Source organism: Eubacterium sp. An3, from assembly GCF_002159465.1.
GTDB classification, from domain to species: Bacteria; Bacillota; Clostridia; order Lachnospirales; family Lachnospiraceae; genus Anaerobutyricum; species Anaerobutyricum stercoris.
The window spans coordinates 58,875-81,412 of sequence record NZ_NFIR01000006.1 but is presented as its reverse complement, the minus strand read 5'-3'; the positions used below and the strand labels follow the sequence as shown (position 1 = coordinate 81,412).

Sequence of the window (22,538 nt, the reverse complement as noted above, 5' to 3'; positions counted from 1 at the left end):
TGCGATAGTCTCTGACATAAAACGGGAAGCTGACGCGACGCGATAGTCTCTGACATAAAACGGGAAGCACATACAATAACGGAGCCCCTGTTCCACAGAATTCAATCTGTGAAGCGGGGGCTCTGCTTTTGCCAGCTCCTTTTACCGTGCTCTTTTCACAGGACAAAATGCAATGGGATTATCTTGTATTATCCATGATATCTTGCTATATTTAATTCACTAAAGAAAGATAAGGAGGCCGCCTATGCCTTTTGAGATAGTACGAAATGACATTGTAAATATGCAGGTGGACGCAATAGTAAATACTGCGAATCCGGACCCGGTCATCGGCTCCGGCGTTGACAGCGGGATACATAAGGCAGCCGGAGCGAAGCTGCTGGCAGCCCGGCAGAAAATCGGGTGTATTGCTCCCGGCGATGCCGTTGTCACACCGGGATATGGGCTGGATGCCAAATATGTGATCCACACCGTCGGCCCTGTCTGGAAGGGCGGCAATTGCCATGAGGAACAGATTCTGTCCTCATGCTATCGGAAGTCTTTGGAGCTGGCTAAGAAGTACCAGTGTGAGTCCATTGCATTTCCTATGATATCCACCGGCAACTATGAATTTCCAAAACCGCTTGCTCTGCAGATCGCCGTCCGGGAAATCAGTACATTTCTTATGGAAAATGAGATGCAGATCTATCTGGTTGTGTTTGGCAGAGAAGCATTTGCGCTGTCGGAAAAGCTGTTCAAATCTGTCAGCAGCTACATTGATGAAAACTATATCCGCAGTAAAACTCTCGATGAGTACGGCGGGGAAGGGGAGAATGGCTCTCTTTTCAGCACAAGAGGGATAAGAGGCCGGCAAAGATGGAGCGACCGGCTCCGTGAATCTATCCGCACTTCACAGACATTGGCGGGACGTCTCGACGGGGCCGTCGGCCCGGGGACTTCGATGGATGCCGATGATTGGGGAAAGTTGCTGGAAGATCTGGACGCAGGCTTTTCCGAAACTCTCCTGAAGCTGATCGACCGCACAGGTAAAAAAGATTCTGAGATATACAAGAAGGCCAATGTGGACAGGAAGCTGTTTTCAAAAATCCGGAATAATATGGATTATAAGCCATCGAAGACAACGGCGCTGGCATTTGCATTTGCGCTGGAACTGGATATTGATGAGACAAAAGATTTTATCGGCCGGGCAGGACTTGCCCTCTCCCACAGCAATAAATTTGACGTAATCGTGGAATATTTCCTTGTGAACAGAAATTACAACGTGTTTGAATTGAATGAAGTTCTGTTTGCCTTTGACCAGCCGTTGATCGGCGCATAAAAATGTCGCCTGCCATGCGACCGATTTTTTGCTTGTTTTATGTATAATGAAGCCAACAATAAAGAAACAGCAAAAAATGGGAGGAGTATAAAATGACAGAACTTGTATTTATCTTAGACCGAAGCGGTTCCATGTCGGGACTGGAAAAAGACACCATCGGAGGATTCAACTCCATGCTGGAAAAACAGCGTAGAGAACCGGGAGATGCCCTGGTATCCACCGTGCTGTTTAACAGCAGAACACAGATTGTCCACAACCGCACAGCCATTAGAAATGTACCGAATCTTACGGAAGAAGAATATGTTGTTTGCGGCAGCACTGCACTTCTCGATGCGGTGGGAAGCGCTATCCATCGCATTGGCAACATCCACAAATATAACCGCAGGAAATATGTTCCGGAGAAAACACTTTTCATCATCATTACTGATGGTATGGAGAATGCCAGCCGCCGTTACACCTACGATATGGTTCGGCATATGATCGAACGACAAAAACGACGCTATGGATGGGAATTTCTTTTCCTCGGCGCCAACATTGACGCGGCGGCGGAAGCAGGCAGATTCGGCATTGACGAATCAATGGCCGCAAATTATCACTGTGACAAGGCTGGAACTGCCCTCAACTATGAAGTGATCAGCGAAGCAATCACCAATGTAAGGACACATGGCGCGCCACTGTCGGCTGATTGGAAAAAAAGGATTGATAGGGATTACAGAGAACGAGGAGGAAAGAGATGACCGGAGCGATTTTGTTCCATGGTTTTCCAGACACTCACAAAAGGGGTCTGCTGCTTCATAGACGATATCTGTGAAGCAGGGGCTTCTTTTTATTTGGGCTTATTTACTGTGCCTTCCTCTAGACAGAAAATGTAATGAAAATTACTTGCATTATTCATTACATATTGGTATATTATAGTAAAAAAAGAAAAAGTTCAGAAGGAGAGTCAGAAAGAAAGGAGCATGGAAGATGGCACAGACAGTAAATGTAAATTTTCGTTTAGATGAAGATGTTAAAAAGAAAATGGAAGAGGCCTGCGCAGATATGGGACTTTCTATGACAGCGGCTTTCACTATCTTTGCAAAAAAAGTCGGCAGAGAAAGACGCATCCCGTTTGAGGTGTCTGCTGATCCATTTTATTCTGAAAGCAACATGAGGCGTCTGGAAAAAATAGCTGCTGAAATCAATGCGGGAACCGCAAAACTTATCGAACATGATCTGATAGAGGAGGAATAATGCGGCTTTTATGGGAAGAAAGTGCATGGGAGGATTATCTTTATTGACGTATCAACGAAACAAACCGGATTGTATATAAAGAACAGGAAGGAGCAATTATTATAGTCGCCTGCAGGGGGCATTATGAATGATTTGCTGAATATTATCGGGGCTTCTGCTTCACAGATTGAATCTGCGGCGCAGAAGCCCTGTTTTTTCTATGAGAGCATGTAATTATCTCGCGACTATTATTCAGAAAGATATAAATGGAATTATCATTTTTCATTATACTCAGAAATAAGTTCTTCTGTCAGATATTCATCACTCATACAGTGAAGGTCAGATACTCCTTCACAGATTAAGCGGTAAATCTTTGAGTGATAAAAAAAGCTCAGGGCATCGTTCAAAGAAAGTTTTTCTTTCTTCGCAAAACACTCGATAATCCGAGTATATTTTTTTGCAGCAAAACAGGATTAGCCGTCAAATTTGTTCACTCCCTTCATAATGCAAATAAGTTTCCAGCGCTTTCTGTGTCCGGAAACAAAGCTGTAAGTTAGGATGAAATCTGACTCGCACTACTTGAATTTTTTGCGCCATTTTGTCATACTTCAATACCTCTTTCCCGCATTAAGCTGATAATGTCATCAATAATGTAGTCTTTGCTTTGCGTATGCAGCATTTCATATTCAGGTATGATGTAGCCGGACAATATATTGCTTTCTTCTGTTAGCATTTTATAGATCTCTTCAGCATTTTTTTCAAGCCTGATTGCAATGTTTTCGATACAAAAAACAGCAAATTCCAGCTGGTTGGTGTTCTCAATTTTAGCATCTTCTAACATGGCGCTGATTCCTCCGCTATTCATACTCATAATAGGAATTATCATAATTGTATATCAGAAGTTACAGGAAGTCAAAAAGTTCTGATAAAAACTTCGGATTATACACTCTGCATCATAAACAGCGTAGGTGATAAAAGGTTATTTTATATTTATTAAAGGATATAAAATAGAGTGTTGCTATCAAAAAAATTTATTGAAAAAAATTCAATTTTTTTGTCACAAAATCCCTTCCTCATCCGTTTATATTATAGAGGGGAAAATATATCAGGGAGCTCTTATGATACATTATTTACAATTATTAAATACACAACAGGACAAAGATAAATTTGTCATACTTTATCAAAGGTACTTCCAGCCACTTTACAGTACAGCCTTTGAGATACTGAAAGACCATGCCGCATCCGAGGACGTTGTGCATGAAACATTTTTGATATTGATCGACCATATAGACAACGTAGATGAACAGGCATCCATGAAGACATGGAATTATCTTGCGACCATTGTTCGCCGCCTTTGTATTGATTCACTGCGAAAGCAAAAGAAAACGATACTTCGCGATATGGAGTCGGAAAATGTCTGGGTTGCTTCCGACGACGATATCGAATCAGATTTCATCGGAAAGGAAATGACCGAACAGGTCAAGAATCTGATCCAGCAGATGGACTACCCTTACAAGCAGGTTCTCTTGCTACAATACTATAACAAAATGAAAGGCGGGGACATTGCAGAAACCCTGGATCTGAAACCGGAAAATGTACGGCAGATCGCAAAGCGTGGCAGGGAACAGCTGAAAAAGCAATTAAAGGAAAGGGGGTATATCTGAACATGAGGAAAGCAAGATTGACGGACGCCATTCTGGAAGAAGCAGCCCGAATGGTGGTCGAAGAAGACTTTCAGGAACAAAACGAAAAAGCAACGAAAGCCCCTCACATTTTCAGCCCGGAATTCCACGAGAAAATGAACCGGGTGTTTGCATCGGCCGATGCATTTACTATACATAATCAATCGGACGCCGAAAGTGAAGACGAACCTTTTCTGCAACAGCTGGATCATAAACGGAAAAATCACTCCCCCTGGTCATACCGCAGATATATCGCGATCGTGGCTCTGCTCATGCTGGGAGTATCCGGGGCTGCACTTGCCAGCGATGATATCCGGGAGGGCCTGCGCCAGTTAAGCCTTCAGTTTTTCTCTGACAATGTCACCATTGAATCCGCTCCGGAAAGTACTACAGAACAGGAAGGCGCAGACACTGCCAGTGAAGAATTTCATGCTTACAAATGGAAAGAGGTGCCGGAAGGGTATCAGGTAGTGTATGAGGAGGAGAATGCAGAATTTGGTTATTATATCATGGATTTTGAAAATGATGATGGTAACTTTATTAATTATATGCAAAATGATGCATCCTTATATACAACTTCCATTACTTACGATGAAGTAGACGGTTACAAACGAACTATTAACTTATATGATGAAGTGGAGGCATATTCCATATCAGATGGCAAAAACAATACTATTTTTTATGAAAAAGATGGATATTTATTTAGATTCATGTCCGACCAACCGGAGGAGGTGATCTTAGATTACATAGATATATCTGGAATATTAGACTATTAGACTATGAATACTGAATTGCCGAGCTTTTCCTGCCTGACTTACGAAGAAAAGTCTGATTATTACAAAAACATGGTCTGATTTTTACAACAAGCGGCACAGGAGATTTATTATGGTATAATGAAGACAACAGAATAACGGTTCGAGTTGTATGTAGAATTATATCATGGGAAGGAGGAACATGAAAAAACATCTGAAACTATTTATTTTCACCGCTCTGGCCTGTACATTTCTGCTGGGAGCGGGCGTGTCCGCGCAGGCAGCATCAAAAGTAGCCATCAATGACACCAATTTTTCCTCAGCAGTAAAAACATATGCAGAGGAGGCTGATACCAATAGAGACGGATATCTTTCCAGGAAAGAAGCTTCAAATGTAAAGGAAATCCATTTTGACAGTTCCGATTATGTTGATTCTATCAAAGGAATAGAGAATTTCACCAACCTGGAAAATTTTGACTATGATGAAATGTTCTTTGATGAGAGTGAGGGTATTTATCAGAAGGCTACTGCATCGGTGATTGATCTCAGTAATTTTAAGAAGTTAAAAAGAGTGCAGATTTACACCATCACCGACTATCTGAGAACAATCAATCTTCAGGATTGTACTAATCTGAGAGAAGTATATATCACAGGCGGGTGTGATAGTTGTATTGACGCTCTGAATCTGAAGGGGTGTACCAATCTGCGTGCCATCGAACTTAGCGGCCTTAATATAACGAAATTAAATCTTGCCGGTTTTCAACATTTGAAAGAAATTTCTATATCGGATAGCACCCGCAGCTTACAGACTCTTAATTTGAAAAAATGTTCCAGCCTGAAAACAGTTTCTGTGTGGAGCGACAGTCTGACAAAATTAAAATTAAAGAAAGCAAAAAATCTGGACAGTCTGAGTGTGACTGGCAGAGATCTCATTTCTGTAGACCTCAGTACTAATGTGCAGTTAAAGACACTGCACATTGGGTGGGGAGGAAGGACTGGAATCACTTCGATGGATTTAAGCAAAAATAAGAAACTGGAGACCTTGAGCTGCTACTGGACTGAACTGGTTTCTTTAGATTTAAGTAATAATCCAAATCTCATAAAAGTAGACTGTCACAAAAATCCGAATCTGACGAAAGTAAATGTGAAAGGATGCAGAAAGTTAAGGACTCTTCGTCTCGATAATACCAATTTAGAAAAGTTAAATGTAAAGACAAACACCAATTTGCAGGTACTGCGCTGCAAAAATACGAATCTTGAGAAATTAAATTTAAAGAGAAATGTAAATTTGCGGAAATTACTTTGTGAAAATACCCGTTTAACGGAGCTGGATCTTTCCAATACCCGCATCCGCGAATCGTCAGCACTGGAATGCGACCCGGATGTCACAGTCACCTACGCAAAATAACCATCCGCCAAGGACACGGATGACCGGGCGCGGCAGCGTGCCAGGTGTCTCATTCTGTCCGGCCGGCACCCTGCTTTTTCCCGTCGGAAAAAGAAGTTGCAAAACATGGGATGTCTGTTATAATATAGGAAATAAATCTATGTCATTTGTTTATACTATAAGAAGAAATATATAGAAAACAGATGGGTATGGCAGGTATCACAAGAAGGAGGTTTCCATGGATAAAGAGAATAAAGTGAATCATTCCGGTTATGAAATAGAGGATGTGGGACAGGTGCAGATTGCAGACGAAGTCATCGCGGTGATCGCGGGTCTGGCGGCCACCGAGGTGGACGGCGTGCAGCAGATGTCCGGCAATATTACCAATGAGATCGTCAGCAAGCTTGGCATGAAGAACCTTTCCAAGGGCGTGAAGGTGAGCATCGACGGCGAGCAGGTGGATGTGGATCTGAATCTGATCCTCCAGTATGGCGTCAGCATTCCGAAGACTTCCAAGGAAGTACAGGAGAAGGTGAAGGGTGCCATTGAGACCATGACCGGACTTACGGTAAATGAAGTAAATATCCGCATCGCGGGTATCCAGACAGAAAGCGAATAACAAAAGGTCCGCCGTCCCGGCAAAACGGGGCAGGCGGACTGTATATTGACCCGCGGTAACAGCGGGCGGCATAAAATAGACACGAAGGAAGATAGATGGAGGTTCCTACATGAAAATGAGCAGAAGAGAGCTGAGGGAGAGTATCTTCCTCTTGCTTTTCCGCATAGAATTTAATACCAGAGAAGAACTGCAGGAACAGACGGAGATGTTTTTGGAAGAGAAGCCGGATATCAGCGAGGCAGACAGCGCGTACATCCGGAACAAGGTAGATGCGATTCTGGATATCCAGGACGAGATTGACCGCACGATCATGAAGATATGTACCGGCTGGCGTCTGGAGAGACTTGGAAAGACGGAGCTTGCGATTCTCCGGCTGGCAGTGTATGAGATGGAAAAGGATGAGGACATTCCGAAGGGAGTGGCCATCAATGAGGCTCTGGAGCTGGCGAAGATATATTGCAGCGAGGATGCGCCGCGTTTTATCAACGGGGTTCTTGCCAAGCTGGCGTAGATCTGCGCATATGCTTTGCAGTGACCGGTCAGGGAGCGGAGTCTGTCAGATCTTGAACGACGGACTGTTCGCCCGGGTGATGCGGTCACGGTAAATGGTACTTTGAATTTAGTAAGATAGAATCTTTCAGGCGGCGTGAAAACGGAATATGGAGTTTGCGCCGCCTGTTTTTGTACAGGACAGAACATGAAGCAGATATTTACCGTCTCACAGATAAATTCATACATTCGCCGGATTTTTGACAGCGATTACGCATTACGAAAGATATTTTTAAAAGGAGAGGTGTCCAACTGCAAATACCATTCCTCAGGACACATTTATTTTACTTTAAAGGACGCGCACAGCACCATCCGCTGTGTGATGTTTGCCAACGACCGGGCGAAGGGACTTCATTTTCGCCTGGAAAATGGACAGATGGTCATCGTGCAGGGCAATATTTCCGTGTTTGAGAGGGACGGCTCTTATCAGCTTTACGCAAAGGAGCTGGAGCTGTCGGGCGCCGGAGAGCTCCACGTCCGCTATGAACAGCTGAAACGGGAGCTTTCAGAGCTTGGATACTTTGATTTTGAACGGAAGAAGCCGCTGCCTTCGTATCCGGAGCGTATCGGCATCGTCACGGCGCTCACGGGAGCGGCCATCGAGGATATCAAGAGCATCGCTGCCAGGAGAAATCCGTTCGTGCAGCTCTATCTCTTCCCGGCAAAGGTGCAGGGAGAGGGCGCGGCCGAGAGCATCGCCCGCGGCATCCGGTATTTTGACGACAGCGGCGTAGACATTATTATTATCGGGCGGGGCGGCGGCTCCATTGAGGATTTGTGGGCGTTCAATGAAAGGATCGTGGCGGACAGCATCTATGAGGCCAGGACGCCGATCATATCAGGCACGGGCCATGAAATTGATATGACCATCGCGGACTACTGCGCCGATGTGCGGGCGGCCACACCGTCGGCGGCCTGCGAGCTGGCGATCCCCGATGTGTATTCCATCATCCAGCAGTTTGACCGGTACAGGGACGAACTGGCCGGCCGGATGCTGTACCGGGTGCAGGAATACCGGCAGCGATTGCTGGGAGCGCAGCGCCTGCTGGAGGCCCGCCATCCCGGCACGAAGCTTCTAAGACAGAAGATGCTCTGTCAGACACTAAGCGAGCGTCTGCATCAGACCATGGACGCGCGGCTCAGGGAGGCAAGGCATGAGCTGATGCTCCGGACGGAGCGGCTTCACGGACTGTCGCCGACGGCCAGGCTGACCGGAGGGTATGTGTTTGCACAGGATAAGGCCGGGAGACCGGTGGCGTCGGTGGAACAGCTTACGCTGCACGAGCCGTTTTCGCTGATTTTTTCCGACGGTGAGGCGGAGGTAACGCCGGTATCCGTCACGAAAAGAAGGGGAATCTCTTCCGGGGCGAAGACGAGGCAGCGCAGAGAAGACATTTCCACAGAGCAGAAAGAGGAATAAACGATGGCAAAGACAAAGTTTTCCATAGAGAAGGCATTTGAGGAACTGGATGAGATCCTGAACCGGCTGGAAGACCCGGAGCTGAGTCTCTCCGATTCCATGGATTATTATAAAAAGGGTGTGAAGCTTTTGGATAAATGCGGTCAGACCCTGGATAAAACGGAGAAAGAGATTATTGTATTACAGGAGGGAAAAGATGGAAGCATCCCTGAAGGAGAAGATTGAAAAAAGAACAAAAGAGGTGGAAGAGATTCTGTATTCTTATCTGCCAGAGGAAGAGGGATATCAGAAGACGGTGATAAGCGCCATGAATTATACCATGCGGGCGGGCGGCAAACGGCTCCGTCCCATGCTGATGGACGAGACGTACCGGATGTTCGGCGGCACCGACCGTGCACTGATCGAGCCGTTTATGGCGGCCATCGAGATGATTCATACGTATTCGCTGATTCACGATGATCTGCCGGCTCTCGACAACGACGATTACCGGAGAGGAAGAAAGACCGCCCATGTGGTGTATGGGGAGGCCATGGCGATCCTTGCGGGAGACGCCCTTTTAAACTATGCCTTTGAGACGGCGTCGAAGGCGTTTCGCGGCACGGAGGAGGACATCCGCACGGCCAGAGCATTTGCCATCCTCACAAGAAAACCGGGCATATACGGCATGATCGGCGGACAGACGGCCGATGTGGAGTCCGAGCAGCGGGAGATTCCGTTTAAGGAGCTTTTGTTTATTCACGAGAATAAAACGGCGGCGCTCATCGAGTGCGCCATGATGATCGGGGCAGTGCTCGCGGGAGCGTCGCAGGAAGAGGTGGCGACTGTGGAGCAGATTGCCAGAAAAACGGGCGTCGCTTTCCAGATTCAGGATGATATCCTTGATCTGACCAGCACCCAGGAAGAGCTGGGTAAACCGGTGGGAAGCGACGAGAAAAATGAAAAAAACACCTACGTGTCCATGAAAGGACTGGAGCAGTCCGGCAAAGATGTGATACAATACACCAAAGAGGCAATCGACGCCTTTGATTCTCTGCACCGGGAATATCCATTTCTTCGTGACCTCCTGCTGTATCTGAGCGGAAGAAAAAAATAAACGAGCCCGGAGGATAAAACGTATGGGTCAGATTTTAAACAGAATACAAAAAGCGAATGATATAAAGAAAATACCGGCAAAATACTACCCGGTTCTGGCGCAGGAGATCCGTGATTTCCTCATTGAAAATGTCAGTAAGACCGGCGGGCATCTTGCCTCCAATCTGGGGGTGGTGGAGCTTACGATGGCACTGCATCTGTGTCTTCATCTGCCGGAAGATAAGATTATCTATGATGTGGGGCATCAGTCCTATGTGCATAAGCTTCTGACCGGACGCCGGGACGGCTTTGCCACTCTGAGGAAAAGCGGCGGCATGTGCGGCTTCCCGAAACGGAAAGAGAGCGAGTACGACTGTTTCGGCACGGGACACAGTTCCACGTCCATCGCGGCGGCCATGGGATTTGCGGCGGCCAGAGATCTAAATAATACGAAAGAGACCATTGTGGCTGTCATTGGAGACGGCGCGCTCTCCGGCGGCATGGCGTACGAGGCGCTGAATAATCTGGCGCTGTTTCGGAAGAAAAAGAAGAACATCATCGTCATTTTAAATGACAATAAGATGTCCATTTCAGAAAATGTGGGAGGCATGAGCCGGTATCTCAACGACATCCGTTACCGGAAAAGCTACGGTGAGTTCAAGGATAACGTGGAGAATGCCATCAAAAATATCCCCGGCGTGGGAGACAGCATGGTAAGGACCATCAGGCGTTCCAAGGACTCCATAAAACAGCTCCTGATTCCGGGAATGTTGTTTGAAAATATGGGCATCACCTACTACGGCCCGGTGGACGGCCATGACATTTTTGCCATGACCCAGGCCATCAACCGTGCCAAACATATGGAGGGACCGATTCTCATCCACGTGATGACCAAAAAGGGAAAAGGATATCCCATCGCGGAGAAGAATCCGGAGAAGTTCCACGGTATTGATCCGTTTGATATAAAGACAGGACGGCCGCTTAAAAAGAAGACGGCGGACAGTTACACGGATGTATTTTCCCGGACACTTGTGGAGATTGCCGGGGAGAAAGAAAATGTGGTGGCCATCACGGCGGCCATGCCGTCCGGCACCGGACTCAACGCATTTAAGGAAGTCTGTTCGGAGAGGTTTTTTGACGTGGGCATCGCAGAAGAGTACGCCGTCACATTTGCGGCGGGCATGGCGGCGTCCGGCATGAAGCCGGTGGTGGCTGTGTATTCTTCCTTTTTGCAGAGAGCTTATGACCAGATTCTTCACGATGTTTGTATCCAGAAGCTTCCGGTCTTTTTCTGCGTGGACCGTTCCGGGCTGGTGGGCGCCGACGGGGAGACCCATCAGGGGATTTTTGATATTTCCTATCTGTCTCACATCCCGAATCTGGTGCTGATGGCTCCGAAAAACAAGGATGAGATGGAGGACATGATGCGCTTTGCCGTGGATTACGACGGGCCTGTGGCCATGCGGTATCCGCGGGGAGAGGCCTTCGATGGACTGAAGGATCACCGCCCTCCGGTGGAGCTTGGCAGAAGCGAGAGTATCCGGGAGGGAGAAGGCGTGGTCATTCTCTCCGTGGGCAACATGATGGATGAAGCGCTGAAAGCGGTTGCATTATTAGAAGAACAGGGCGTGGAGCCGGGACTGGTCAACGTGCGGTTCATTCGTCCAATGGATGAGGAAATGCTTCACGAGCTGGCGGAGCGTTATCCGCTCCTTGTCACCGTGGAAGAAAATGTACTCTCCGGCGGATTCGGAGAGGCAGTCTCTGCATTTCTTCATGAGAACAGCTACGAAAATCATCTGCTGTCCTTCGGGATTCCGGACTGCTTTGTGGAGCATGGCAGTGTGGAATGGCAGAGAAAACAAATGGGAATCGACGCGGCTTCCATTGCCGGCCGCATTTTGGAAAAGGTGAAAGAATTATGAAGCAGCGTTTGGATATGATAATAGTACAAAAAGGTCTGGCTCCTTCCAGAGAGAAGGCGAAGGCCATGATTATGTCCGGCATCGTTTACGTGAACGGACAGAAAGAAGATAAGGCAGGCAGTACATTTGATGAGAAGGCGGCGGAGACCGTGGAGGTCCGGGGAACGACGCTTCGATACGTGAGCCGCGGCGGACTCAAGCTGGAAAAGGCCATGCAGTGTTTTGACCTGGATCTTGACGGAAAGGTGTGCATGGACGTGGGGGCTTCCACGGGAGGTTTCACGGACTGCATGCTTCAGAACGGAGCGGCGAAGGTCTTCTCCATCGACGTGGGCCGGGGGCAGCTTGACTGGAAGCTGCGCAATGACCCCCGGGTGGTCTGCATGGAAAAGACAAATATGCGTTATGTGAAGTCGGAGGATATCGGGGAACCGGCGGACTTCACCTCCATCGACGTTTCGTTTATATCCCTCACAAAGATTCTGCTTCCGGTGAAGCAGTGTCTGAGAGAGGGCGGCGAGGTGGTCTGCCTTATCAAACCGCAGTTTGAGGCCGGCCGGGATAAGGTCGGAAAAAAGGGCGTGGTTCGTGATACGAAGGTACACGAGGAAGTGATCGCCATGGTGATGGACTACGCGGCGTCTATCGGATTTTCTCTGCTGCATCTGGATTATTCTCCGATCAAAGGGCCGGAGGGCAACATCGAATATCTGCTGCATCTTAAAAATGTGGAAGGCGAGAGCAGTGTGGACGCGCAGGCGATACCGGCGGTGGTACAGGCTTCCCACGGCGCGCTGGATCACTGATGTCATGCGATTTCACAAAGACAGGATGAGTGAGACATTATGAAGAATTTTTTGATTATCCCAAACAGACAAAAGGATACGGGGCTTGCCCTGACCAGCCACATCAAAGACACGTTGATCGGCATGGGGGCCGAGTGTCACATTTATGACGGATATTATAATGATGTAAGTCCCATACAGGTGCCGAAGGGAACGGAGTGTATTCTTGTCATTGGCGGAGACGGCACGATTCTCGCGGCAGCGGGACGGCTGGTGGGACAGAATATCCCGCTGCTTGGCATCAATCTCGGAACCCTTGGTTTTCTGGCGGACGTGGATCTCAAGGAACTGCCGGAGACGCTTAGAGATCTGGTGGATGATAAATATGAACTGGAAAAACGTATGATGCTCCGGGGAGAAGTCTACCGGAACGGCGAGCGTTCCGGCGCTTTTACGGCGCTCAATGATTTCGTTATCAGCCGCCGCTCTTTTTCCCGTATGATTGGCCTGTCCATTGAGATCAACGATGTGCTCATTGAACAGTATCACGCCGACGGCGTCATCGTATGTACGCCGACCGGTTCTACCAGCTATAACCTTTCCGCCGGAGGGCCGATCATTAATCCTACCTGCAAGAATTTTGTGGTGACGCCGATCTGTCCGCATTCGCTGGCTATCCGCAGCGTGGTGCTTGCCAAGAGCGACGTGGTGACCATCACTCTGGAGAATATCCGCCACGGGCAGAGAGAGGAAGCGGTGATCTCACCGGACGGCCGCGAGGGCGTGGTGCTTCGCCCCGGCGATCAGGTGCGCATTTACAAGGCGGAGGAAAGTACACCGTTCATTAAGATGAAGGAAGTTAGTTTCGTTAAAATATTAAAAGAAAAACTGTTGTGATTGTATAGAGAGGTTGATATGAAAGGAAAAAGGCAGAAAAAAATACTGGAACTCATTGAGGCGTATGACATTGAAACCCAGGAGGAGCTGACCAGACGTCTGCAGGAGGAGGGATTTCCTTCCACGCAGGGCACGATTTCCAGGGATATCCGGGAGCTGAAGCTGACCAAGGTGGCAGGAGAGGGCGGCAAGCAGAAGTACGCCCCGATTCTGACAAAGGATCTTCACGTTTCTGACAAATACCGCCGCGTGCTTTCCGAGGCTATCGTACATATGGAAGGCGCGGGAAATCTTCTGGTCATCAAGACGGTTTCCGGCATGGCCATGGCCTGCGGAGCCGCCATCGACTCTATCTCCATGAAGGGCGTCATCGGCTGCATCGCCGGGGACGACACGCTGCTTTGCGTGGTGAAGGATGCGTCCATGGTCACAGACGTCATCAATGAGATTCATTTGATCATAAAAGGATTGGAATAGTTTCGCGGAGGAAAACATGCTGATTAATTTACATGTAAAGAATCTTGCACTGATTGAGGAAACGGATATTGACTTTACCAGTCATCTGAATATCCTGACCGGGGAGACCGGCGCCGGTAAGTCGATCCTGATCGGCTCCATCCAGTCGGCCCTCGGCAGCAAAATACCGAAGGATATGATTCGAAACGGCTGTGACAGCGCGCTCATCGAGCTGGTGTTCCACACCGAGAGCGATGTGGTCAAACAAAAAATGGATGAATTTGACATTCCGTTTGAGGACGGAGAAATCATTATTTCCAGAAGAATTACAAATAATAGAGTCATAAACAAGGTCAACGACTGCAGCATCACGGCGGCGCGCTTAAAAGAACTGTCGCCGTTTCTTCTGGATTTGAGCGGACAGCACGAAAATCAGCTTCTGCTGCGGCCGCAGAATCATCTGCGTATCCTTGACAATTACGATAAAACGAAGATCACTCCGGTGAAAGACGCCGTCGCCGCCCTGTATCATCAGTATCAGGATACTGAGCGGCAGCTCACGGAGGAAAATATCGGAGAGGAAGAGCGGATCCGTGAAATCGAATTTTTAAAATATGAGATTCAGGAGATTGAAAGCGCAGCCCTGCGTGACGGCGAGGACGAGGAAATGGAGGAGCTGTTCCGGAAGATCTCCCATTCCAGAGACATTCTTGCCGCCTGCTCTGCTGTCTACGACATGACCAGCGGCAGCGCCGCCAGCGCGGAGAGTATTCTCGGAAAGGCCATCCGCTCCCTGTCTGATGTGACAAACTACGACGAGGGCGTCGGCGGTCTCATGGAAGAGCTGTCCACCGTGGACGGCCTGCTCAATGACTTCAACCGGGATCTGTCCGAGTACATGTCCTCCATGGAGTTTGACGAGGAAACGTTTGTCAACACGGAGGAACGGCTGGACCTGATTCACCGGCTGAAAGCCAAGTACGGTGATTCCATCCCGGCGGTGAAGGAATATAAGTCAAAGGCAGAGAGCCGGCTGGAGGCGCTGATGCATTTTGACGAGAGGATGGAGGAGCTTAAGGCAAAGCGGGACGATCTTCTTAAAAAGCTGGACAGTGAATGTGCCCGGCTCAGCGGGATTCGCAAAAAAGCGGCCGGCCCGCTGGCGGAGTCCATCAAACAGGCGCTACTTGATTTGAACTTTAATCAGGTTCGTTTTGAGATTGCCTTTACGGAGGCAGCCTCCTACCGGGCAGACGGCAGAGACAATGTCTGCTTTATGATATCCACCAACCCGGGCATGGACGTCCGGCCGCTGCAGGAAACCGCCTCCGGCGGTGAGCTTTCCCGTATCATGCTGGCCATCAAATCCGTTCTTGCCGACGAGGAACAGGTAGAGACGCTGATCTTCGATGAGATCGACGCGGGAATCAGCGGAAGAACCGCCCAGAAAGTCTCGGAGCGGCTGTCGCAGATTGCCGGCAAACGGCAGGTCATCGCCATCACCCATCTGCCGCAGATCGCCGCCATGGCAGATTCCCATTATTTAATTGAAAAAACCAGCGACGACCATTCCACCATCAGCCGGATTTACCGGCTTTCCGAAGAAGAATCGGTGGAAGAACTGGCAAGAATGCTCGGAGGCGCAGAAATTACCAGCACCGTCCTGGACAACGCCAGAGAAATGAAAAAGTTCGCTGCGCGGCTTACCCACGCCGTGTCAGAACCGTAAGAACTTTGTCGAATAAAAAAATGTAGAATAATCTGTCTGTGTGAATTCAGAAAATGCCCGCCATACTAAGGTCAGAACTTTAGCATGGGGGTATTTTTTTATGGCAGAGAATTCATGTAAGGCACAAAAGACGAGAATAACAGAAAAGCAGCAGAGAAGCAGACTGCGAAGAATCTATTTTTTACTGCTGACCGCAGTTTTATTTGCCGCCGGCGCACAGGCAGGCCGCCTGTTTCATGTGGAGGAACGGCTTGCAGGTATGGCAAATGCCGCGGCAGCAAACAACAATGCATCGGCGGGGGAAGAGGACATAAGGGAGACGCTGGCGTCGGGCGGGGATAAAAAGGAGACAAAAACCATGGTGTATGCCTCCGGAGAGCCGGTGGGCATATACATTAAAACAGAGGGCGTTCTCGTTCTGGGAACCCAGGAAGTGAAAACGGAGAACAACCGCAGCTGCTCACCGGCAGAACATAAACTGGAGTCGGGCGATTATATCCTCGCAGTGAACGGAGAGGCTGTCACATCTAAACCGCAGCTCATCTCTTATCTGCAAAAAAACGAGGATAAGGAAGCAGTTCTCACGATAGAAAGAAACGGGGAAAAGCAGAAAATAAAAATCCAGCCGACATACTCGGAGGAAGACGACTGTTATCAGATCGGCGCCTGGATCCGCAACGACACCCAGGGCATCGGAACCGTCACCTATATCACAGAAGACGGAAGCTTCGCCGCCCTCGGCCACGGCATCAGCGACTGCGATCTGGGCGTCCAGATGGACATCTCCGGCGGGAGCGTCTACCAGACAGATATTACGTCCATCACCAAAGGAAAGGCCAAAGATCCGGGCGAGGTTATCGGAACCATCGACTACGTTCCAGAAAAATATCTGGGTAACATCCGCATCAACACCGCCTGCGGCATCTTCGGCGTCATGGAAAACCAGCAGCAGACTTTCCAAAACGGTCATCTGATGGAAGTGGCCGACGCCTCATCCATCAAAACAGGAAAAGCTTTCATCAGAAGCAGTATCAGCGGAGAAAGCAGGGATTATACCATCGAGATAGAAAAAATTTCCCTGGGCAGAAAAGACGCCCAGAAGGCGCTCCGCATCAAAATCACAGACCCGGACCTCATCGCCCTGACCGGCGGCATCATCCAGGGGTTAAGCGGCAGCCCCATTATCCAGAACGGGAAGCTCATTGGCGCCGTGACCCACGTATTCGTGGACGACCCTACCAGAGGGTACGGCATCTGCGCGGAGACGATGGTGGAGGAAGCCGGGGAGAGGTAAGGAGATAAACCTGTCGGAGGGGAAAGTCATAGGAATTCATAGAATATGAAGTATTTAATTGACAGAAAAAACAGCAGATAATCGCCGGGATTATCTGCTGACTTTTTGTAACGTAATATTTGACTTGTAACATAAAATGATTTACAATTAAAATAGTAAAAAGGTAGGTGATAACGTGAAAGAATTTATTGAGAATACATTACATCAAAAAATAGAAATTACTCCATACAGAAAGATAAAAATATTTCCATTGGTGTTGCGGGTAAATTATGAGTTTTATCAGATGGAGATTATGAATCAATACTGCATGTTAGCCAAACCAAAAGATAATACTGGCTTGTCGGTATTACGTAAGCAGTATAGGCAGATAGAGCATCTCACAGGAGAGAATTGTGTGCTTTATCTGAGTCATCTGAATTATTATTCCAGAGATAAAATGTTGAAGGAAGGCATCTCTTTTGTCTGGGAAAATCGTCAGGTATATATACCATTTTTAGGACTGCTTCTTAAGCAAAACGAGGCAAGGAAGATAAAGCCCTGTTTCAAAATATCTTTTCTTACTCAAAAATTCCTGTTATCAGCTCTGTATGAAGAATGGGATGATGCTGCGGTGACTGAAATTGCAGAGAAAATGGGTGTTTCCAAAATGTCAATAACAAGGGTTTTTGATGAGATAGAGAGCCTAGGAATTCCCGTTTTAAAAAAGAAAGGCAGAAGTCGCAGATATACAAAAACGGGGACTAAAAAAGAAATCTGGAATACAATCAAGCCTTTCTTGCGGACGCCGTTGGTGAGAGAATATCATCTGGAACGGGACGTATCAAATATTTTTGTAAAAAGTGGTGTTTCAGGATTGGCAGAAATGTCAATGCTGTCGGATAATCTATATCCGACTTATGCGGTTACAAAATATGAAATAAGAAAAAAAGGAATCGATCAGGAAAAACAGGTTCCCTTTGGTGAAATACCTGGGTGTGTAGTCCAGGAAATAGGTTATTATATTCCTTTTAACCAGGGAAATGTAATAGATCCGCTTTCTGTTTATTTGCTGCTGGAAGATATGGATGATCCAAGAGTGGAAACTGCGCTGGAAAAAATGTTGGAGGATTATGTATGGTAAAGGGATTAGATATATTTTACGATTATTTTTCTGAATACACGGACCAATATGTTTTAATTGGTGGTGCTGCTTGCGATTTATCATTTCATAATAATAATATAGATTTTAGAGCTACAAAAGATTTGGATATGGTACTGGTCGTTGAGGCGCAGACAAAAGAATTTGCGCAAAGGTTCTGGGAGTTTATACAAAAAGGAGAATATCGAAATCGTGCCAGAAGCAACGGAAAACCTCAGGTGAATATTCACTTTTTCACTTGACTGGAGTGAATTTTCGCATCATACTGTAAATAAAAATCATAAGGAGGACCCTATGAAGCTTGCATTTATTGGTACAGGAAAAATCATCGGAGATGCGCTGTTCGCGGCGGCGCCGGTGGAAAGTATTGAGATTACCGCGATTTTTGCGAGGCCGCACAGCCGTGGGAAGGCGGAAGCCTTTGCCGGAGAATATAAGATTCCGGAGATTTACACGGATTATGAGGAGCTGCTGGAGAAGACGGAGGCTGACACGGTCTATATCGGTCTGGTCAATAAAGCGCATTATCCGTATGCGAAGGAAGCGCTGCTTCACGGGAAAAATGTGATTCTTGAGAAGCCGTTTACAGGCTTTTATGAGGAGGCAAAGGAGCTGCAGAAGATCGCAGAGGAGAAGAAGCTTTTCCTTTTTGAGGCGATCACCGTTCTTCACAATGAAGTTTTTGATGAGATAAAGAAAAATCTCGGGAAGCTCGGTACGCTTCGGATGGCTCTCTGTAATTATTCCCAGTATTCCAGCCGGTATGACGCCTATCTGGAAGGCGATATCACTCATTCCTTTGATCCGGAGTATTACGGCGGAGCTTTGTATGATATCAATGTCTACAACGTGCATTATTGCGTCGGACTGTTCGGCGAGCCGAAAGATGTGGAGTATTATCCGAATATCGGGCCAAACGGCGTGGATACGTCCGGCACGCTGATCATGAAATACGACGGTTTCAGCGCGGTCTGCACGGGAACCAAAGATTCCGACAGCCCGGGATACATTTCCATTCAGGGTGAAAAAGGCTGGATGAAGATTGACAGCAAGCCGAACATCGCGGATGCGCTGCTGACAACCTATGTGGATGAAAATGTAAAGGAAAAGGTAAGAGACGCGGCGGGCGCCATGGTGAGGGCAACGAAGGCGGAACACTTTAAGGCGCCTGAAAAGCATCATCGCATGACACAGGAATTCGCTGATTTTGCCAGAATGATCGACGAAAAGGATTACGAGACGGCCCGGAAGTTTTTGGAAGAGTCTGTGACTGTGGTGGGAATTTTGGAGAAAGCGCGCACAAAAGCAGGCATTGTATTCTGATTTATGACCTAAAAATCAGCAAATGTTACAAATATGTTAAAAACACTTAACAAATAGAAATATTTATGATATAATCTCCTCAGACACATGAAAATGAGTAACAAGTATGTAACATTTTATGCAGGAGGTTGTATTATGAATTGTGTGAAAAAGAGACTTGGCCTGCTGTCAGTGATGACGCTCATGGGCCTTGCCTGTCTCGCACCGCAGAGAGTATCCGCGGCAGAGACTCCATACAATCCACAGGAAACAGCGCAGACACAGGCACCACAGAATCCGACACCACAGGCAGCAGAAGCGCCGGCACCGACACCAACGATAAAATTAAATAAAACGAAAAAATCTCTGGAAAGAGATGACAAGCTGAAGCTTCGCGCGAAGGTGAGAAATTCTTCTACGAAGAAAATTATCTGGAAGTCCAGCAGGAAGCGGGTAGCCACTGTCGATAAGCGCGGCGTGGTTACCGCAAAGGACAAAGGAAAGACAACGATCACTGCTACTATCGCCGGAACAGATATCAAGGCAGAGTGTGTGGTGACTGTTAAGAATTATGTGACCATGTGGGTGAAAACCACTGGTTACTGCAACTGCTCAAGCTGTGCAGGACAGTGGGCGGGCGCGGCTACGGCCAGCGGCACAAGACCGCGGGAAAATCATACAATTGCTGTAGATAAGAGAATTATCCCGTTGGGAACAAAGGTAAGAATCGGCGACGAAACCTATGTGGCTGAGGATACCGGCGGAGCCATCAAAGGAAATAAGATTGATGTATACTATGCCAGTCATGGGAAAGCTATGGCTCATGGCGTAAAATATCAGAAAATCAGAGTATACATATAGTAGCCAAAGAAAAAAGCAAAGCATGCAAAAGTGCAGCATGCTTTGCTTTTTATTTTTGTGAAAACTGATGAATATGCTTTTTGATGGCTTCAAAACTCTCCCGGCTGATGACGTGCTCAATACGGCAAGCGTCATTATTTGCAATATCTTTCGGAACGCCCAGTGCCTCCAGAACCTTTGCGATAACTTTGTGACGTTCATAAATCATCTCGGCGATACTCCTGCCTTCTTCTGTCAGATAAATATAACCGGCGTCAGTCATGGTGATCTGGTTCTTCTCCCGGAGATTCTTCATGGCGATACTGACGCTGGACTTCTTAAAATCCAGTTCATTGGCTACATCTACGGAACGGACAACCGGAAGCTTTTCGCTTAAAATTAAAATCGTCTCCAGATACATTTCTGCAGATTCATTGCTTTTTTCTCTCAATATTATTCACCTCAATACATGTTTTCATCATCCGATGCGTGTCATTCATTAAAAGAGAATGCCTCAGTACACGGGTTCGGACATTTTGTTTACTATATCATAAATGAGGGAAGAATTCAATTCTTTCAGACGAAACAAAAAGGCCTGAAAACAAAAAAAGTTGTTGACATCTAATATATGTTAGTGTATACTAACATCAGAACAAGGAAACAACAACACATGAAAATGAAGCGGGCAGCAAGAAAGGAGATTGTCATGGGAACAGTAATTACAGGTATTGTAGTTCTGGGCATCGCAGGACTGGCAGTCAGAAGCATGGTTCGCGATAAGAAAAATGGGAAGTCCATTCAGTGCGGCGGAGACTGCAAGCATTGCGGTGGACATTGCCATTAACGTAACTTCAGATACTCATCATTAATTTTTGGCGATTGCAGTTCAGAAATTAAGAGTGTTCATATTTTATCCTTTTTTAGTTTAGAGATTATGTGGTTGCAAGGGGCTGCTGCAGGGGATACTTCTCGTTGGGAAACTGGCAGATTCTTATAAGAATCTGCAGTGTCTGGGCGGACAGTATGTTTTTGCATCAGCCCTTTGTCCTTTTGTTCATTAAAATCCTGTCATTGTTTTTTTTCGTTGATAAGTTATACTTAAACTGACAGAAACAAAGAATCAGGATAGGGGTTTTTATGAACATTTATGATATAGCAAAAGAAGCGGGAGTATCGATTTCTACAGTCTCCCGTGTGATGAATAAGAAAGAAAATGTGAATCCGGCCACACGAAAGAAAGTGGAGGAAATATTAGAGAAAAATAATTATACTCCAAGCGCCATTGCCCGGGGAATGGTGAGTAAAACCATGAAAACGGTCGCGATTCTGACAGTAGATATCCGGGTTCCCCATTATTCAAGAACCGCTTATACCATTGAGAGGGAATTCAGCCGCCGGGGTTACGAAGTTCTGCTCTGCAATACGGGAGGAGAGCTTTCGGAGACGGTGAAGTATCTTCGTACTGTACAGGAAAAAAAGGTAGACGGCATCGTCCTGGTGGGCTCAGTGTTTAATACATTATGTAAAAAAGAGGAGATTGGGAAGTTATTAAAAAATACGCCGGTGGTACTTGCGAACGGTAAGCTGGAGCTGCCGAATTCTTATTCCGTGCTGGTTGATGATCGATATGGAGTCGCCATGGCCGTGAATCATCTGATGCAGAGAGGATATGATAAGCTGTTTTATTTAAAAGATATGGATACTGTCAGTGCCCGTTTTAAATGTGAGGGCTTTATACAGGCGCTGCAGAGTTATGGCATTCATAATGGAAAAGGATATGTTATTGAGACGGAACGAAGTATAGAGGGGGGCATGAGGGCCGTGAATCAGCTGCTTCTTGATAAGAAGGAGTTTACGGGTATCGTGTGTGGGGAAGATCTCACTGCGGTAGGAGCGGTAAAGGCTCTGCTGCACGCCGGGCTGCGGGTGCCGGAGGACGTGGCTGTGACCGGCTACAATAATTCTGATTACGCGGCGATCTGTGAGCCGGAGCTTACGACTGTTGATAATAAGCCGGAAATGGTGGCGATGATGAGCGTGCAGCTTTTGACCAGCCTGATAGAGAAGACAGAAGCGTATTCTTCCTGTACAATACAGCCGGAGCTGGTAAAAGGACGTACTACATAAGAATCATATAAAAGACTATTTTGGAAAATGAAAGAAAT

General features: G+C 47.1%; 26 protein-coding genes. 23 read left to right on the top strand and 3 right to left on the bottom strand.

Features of this window, described 5'->3' with window-relative positions; genetic code table 11:
* Window positions 1-244: 244 nt before the first annotated feature.
* From B5F87_RS07915 to B5F87_RS07905, 3 genes are all read left to right on the top strand, one after another.
* Window positions 245-1,315 carry a macro domain-containing protein gene (locus B5F87_RS07915; RefSeq protein ID WP_087279355.1) on the top strand — a complete coding sequence of 357 codons (1,071 nt, stop codon included), beginning with the start codon at window positions 245-247 and terminating at the stop codon, window positions 1,313-1,315.
* A 92-nt stretch (window positions 1,316-1,407) separates the two neighbouring features.
* A complete protein-coding gene (locus B5F87_RS07910; protein WP_087279352.1) occupies window positions 1,408-2,052 on the top strand; it encodes a vWA domain-containing protein in 645 nt (214 codons plus the stop codon).
* Between the two features lie 229 nt (window positions 2,053-2,281).
* Complete coding sequence (locus tag B5F87_RS07905) at window positions 2,282-2,548, top strand: type II toxin-antitoxin system RelB/DinJ family antitoxin (protein ID WP_087279349.1); 267 nt, start codon at window positions 2,282-2,284, stop codon at window positions 2,546-2,548.
* Window positions 2,549-2,802: 254 nt separating this feature from the next.
* On the opposite strand, the gene B5F87_RS21705 is transcribed toward B5F87_RS07905, so the two are convergent.
* Complete coding sequence (locus B5F87_RS21705; RefSeq protein WP_343215744.1) at window positions 2,803-2,934, bottom strand: hypothetical protein; 132 nt, start codon at window positions 2,932-2,934, stop codon at window positions 2,803-2,805.
* Between the two features lie 194 nt (window positions 2,935-3,128).
* Entirely contained in the window at window positions 3,129-3,368 is a 240-nt protein-coding gene (locus tag B5F87_RS07895) for a DUF3791 domain-containing protein (protein WP_087279343.1), read from the bottom strand.
* Window positions 3,369-3,645: 277 nt separating this feature from the next.
* Between B5F87_RS07895 and B5F87_RS07890 the strand changes: the two genes are divergently transcribed.
* The 18 genes from B5F87_RS07890 (at window position 3,646) to B5F87_RS07805 (ending at window position 20,394) form a co-directional block, all read left to right on the top strand.
* Complete coding sequence (locus B5F87_RS07890; RefSeq protein ID WP_087279340.1) at window positions 3,646-4,191, top strand: sigma-70 family RNA polymerase sigma factor; 546 nt, start codon at window positions 3,646-3,648, stop codon at window positions 4,189-4,191.
* A 2-nt stretch (window positions 4,192-4,193) separates the two neighbouring features.
* Window positions 4,194-4,985: a DUF4367 domain-containing protein gene (locus B5F87_RS07885; protein ID WP_087279337.1), complete on the top strand. Its 792-nt coding sequence runs from the start codon at window positions 4,194-4,196 to the stop codon at window positions 4,983-4,985.
* 178 nt (window positions 4,986-5,163) lie between these two features.
* Window positions 5,164-6,369, top strand: coding sequence for a leucine-rich repeat protein (locus B5F87_RS07880; RefSeq protein WP_087279334.1), 1,206 nt, complete (start codon window positions 5,164-5,166; stop codon window positions 6,367-6,369).
* 217 nt (window positions 6,370-6,586) lie between these two features.
* A complete protein-coding gene (locus B5F87_RS07875; RefSeq protein WP_087279332.1) occupies window positions 6,587-6,967 on the top strand; it encodes an Asp23/Gls24 family envelope stress response protein in 381 nt (126 codons plus the stop codon).
* A gap of 109 nt (window positions 6,968-7,076) precedes the next feature.
* Window positions 7,077-7,478, top strand: coding sequence for a transcription antitermination protein NusB (gene nusB / locus B5F87_RS07870; RefSeq protein WP_343215743.1), 402 nt, complete (start codon window positions 7,077-7,079; stop codon window positions 7,476-7,478).
* A gap of 186 nt (window positions 7,479-7,664) precedes the next feature.
* Window positions 7,665-8,936 carry an exodeoxyribonuclease VII large subunit gene (gene xseA, locus B5F87_RS07865; protein WP_087279518.1) on the top strand — a complete coding sequence of 424 codons (1,272 nt, stop codon included), beginning with the start codon at window positions 7,665-7,667 and terminating at the stop codon, window positions 8,934-8,936.
* A gap of 3 nt (window positions 8,937-8,939) precedes the next feature.
* A complete protein-coding gene (gene xseB / locus B5F87_RS07860; protein WP_087279329.1) occupies window positions 8,940-9,161 on the top strand; it encodes an exodeoxyribonuclease VII small subunit in 222 nt (73 codons plus the stop codon).
* Window positions 9,133-10,029 carry a polyprenyl synthetase family protein gene (locus B5F87_RS07855; RefSeq protein WP_087279326.1) on the top strand — a complete coding sequence of 299 codons (897 nt, stop codon included), beginning with the start codon at window positions 9,133-9,135 and terminating at the stop codon, window positions 10,027-10,029. Before xseB ends, B5F87_RS07855 begins: the two co-directional genes overlap by 29 nt.
* A gap of 22 nt (window positions 10,030-10,051) precedes the next feature.
* On the top strand, window positions 10,052-11,932 hold the full coding sequence (dxs, locus tag B5F87_RS07850) for a 1-deoxy-D-xylulose-5-phosphate synthase (protein ID WP_087279323.1): 1,881 nt from the start codon (window positions 10,052-10,054) through the stop codon (window positions 11,930-11,932).
* Window positions 11,929-12,738, top strand: coding sequence for a TlyA family RNA methyltransferase (locus B5F87_RS07845; protein WP_087279320.1), 810 nt, complete (start codon window positions 11,929-11,931; stop codon window positions 12,736-12,738). The genes dxs and B5F87_RS07845 overlap by 4 nt, the downstream gene beginning before the upstream one ends.
* 39 nt (window positions 12,739-12,777) lie before the next feature.
* The gene (locus tag B5F87_RS07840) at window positions 12,778-13,614 is read left to right on the top strand and encodes an NAD(+)/NADH kinase (RefSeq protein ID WP_087279317.1); all 837 of its coding nucleotides are present in this window, start codon (window positions 12,778-12,780) and stop codon (window positions 13,612-13,614) included.
* 18 nt (window positions 13,615-13,632) lie between these two features.
* Window positions 13,633-14,091: an arginine repressor gene (locus B5F87_RS07835; protein WP_087279314.1), complete on the top strand. Its 459-nt coding sequence runs from the start codon at window positions 13,633-13,635 to the stop codon at window positions 14,089-14,091.
* A gap of 16 nt (window positions 14,092-14,107) precedes the next feature.
* Entirely contained in the window at window positions 14,108-15,799 is a 1,692-nt protein-coding gene (gene recN / locus B5F87_RS07830; RefSeq protein WP_087279311.1) for a DNA repair protein RecN, read from the top strand.
* Between the two features lie 100 nt (window positions 15,800-15,899).
* On the top strand, window positions 15,900-17,093 hold the full coding sequence (spoIVB, locus tag B5F87_RS07825; protein ID WP_087279308.1) for a SpoIVB peptidase: 1,194 nt from the start codon (window positions 15,900-15,902) through the stop codon (window positions 17,091-17,093).
* A 175-nt stretch (window positions 17,094-17,268) separates the two neighbouring features.
* Window positions 17,269-18,213 carry an HTH domain-containing protein gene (locus B5F87_RS07820; RefSeq protein ID WP_143405235.1) on the top strand — a complete coding sequence of 315 codons (945 nt, stop codon included), beginning with the start codon at window positions 17,269-17,271 and terminating at the stop codon, window positions 18,211-18,213.
* Entirely contained in the window at window positions 18,207-18,473 is a 267-nt protein-coding gene (locus B5F87_RS07815; RefSeq protein ID WP_087279301.1) for a hypothetical protein, read from the top strand. The genes B5F87_RS07820 and B5F87_RS07815 overlap by 7 nt, the downstream gene beginning before the upstream one ends.
* A 52-nt stretch (window positions 18,474-18,525) precedes the next feature.
* A complete protein-coding gene (locus tag B5F87_RS07810) occupies window positions 18,526-19,554 on the top strand; it encodes a Gfo/Idh/MocA family oxidoreductase (protein ID WP_087279298.1) in 1,029 nt (342 codons plus the stop codon).
* 135 nt (window positions 19,555-19,689) lie between these two features.
* Window positions 19,690-20,394 (top strand): 3D domain-containing protein, encoded by a 705-nt coding sequence (locus B5F87_RS07805; protein ID WP_158096994.1) that lies wholly within the window; start codon window positions 19,690-19,692, stop codon window positions 20,392-20,394.
* 49 nt (window positions 20,395-20,443) lie between these two features.
* On the opposite strand, the gene B5F87_RS07800 is transcribed toward B5F87_RS07805, so the two are convergent.
* Complete coding sequence (locus tag B5F87_RS07800) at window positions 20,444-20,794, bottom strand: metal-dependent transcriptional regulator (protein ID WP_087279515.1); 351 nt, start codon at window positions 20,792-20,794, stop codon at window positions 20,444-20,446.
* A 249-nt stretch (window positions 20,795-21,043) separates the two neighbouring features.
* Between B5F87_RS07800 and B5F87_RS07795 the strand changes: the two genes are divergently transcribed.
* Both B5F87_RS07795 and B5F87_RS07790 read left to right on the top strand, forming a co-directional pair.
* Entirely contained in the window at window positions 21,044-21,217 is a 174-nt protein-coding gene (locus tag B5F87_RS07795) for a FeoB-associated Cys-rich membrane protein (RefSeq protein WP_343215742.1), read from the top strand.
* Window positions 21,218-21,510: 293 nt separating this feature from the next.
* Complete coding sequence (locus tag B5F87_RS07790) at window positions 21,511-22,500, top strand: LacI family DNA-binding transcriptional regulator (protein WP_087279292.1); 990 nt, start codon at window positions 21,511-21,513, stop codon at window positions 22,498-22,500.
* Window positions 22,501-22,538 lie beyond the last annotated feature (38 nt).